This is a genomic window from Enterococcus sp. S183_ASV_20 (genome assembly GCF_018919685.1).
GTDB classification, from domain to species: domain Bacteria; phylum Bacillota; class Bacilli; order Lactobacillales; family Enterococcaceae; genus Enterococcus; species Enterococcus faecalis.
In genome coordinates, this window is record NZ_JAHLRI010000168.1 from 1 (window position 1) to 577 (window position 577).

Below are 577 nucleotides of genomic sequence, written 5' to 3' on the forward strand. Positions count from 1 at the left end.
GCCTCGACAGAACAGCTTCAACACAAATTATCGAAGAAGAAATTCAAGCGATTCGTAAAAAACATCAACATTATGGCTATAGAAGGATGACCCAAGAATTGAAACGACGTGGATTTCAAGTGAATAAAAAGAAAGTCCAGCGATTAATACAAAAGTTAAAGTTACAAGTCAAAGCTTTTACTAAGAAATCAAGAAAATATAATTCCTATAAAGGAACCGTTGGTAAAATCGCTAAAAATTTGATTCGTCGCCGATTTAAAACTTCTGTTCCTCATCAAAAAATTACAACTGATACAACTGAATTTAAGTACTTTGAAGCAGATAACGCAGGCATCTTTCGTCAGAAAAAACTATACTTAGATCCATTTATGGATATGTATAATAGTGAAATTCTAAGCTATAGCCTTTCTACTCAACCAAATGGTAAAACAGTTATGGAAGGTCTGAAAGAAGCAATTTCTCAAACAAATGATTGTCCCTATCGGCGCACCTTTCACTCTGATCAAGGCTGGGCTTATCAAATGAATGTCTATATACAAACATTAAAGGACAACAATATCTTTCAAAGTATGTCTCG

1 protein-coding gene is annotated in these 577 nt (G+C 33.8%); it reads left to right on the forward strand.

Annotated features, from left to right (window positions below; translation table 11 throughout):
- The coding region (locus KQI94_RS16225) for a DDE-type integrase/transposase/recombinase (RefSeq protein WP_216454669.1) at positions 1 to 577 on the forward strand (577 nt) is incomplete at both ends.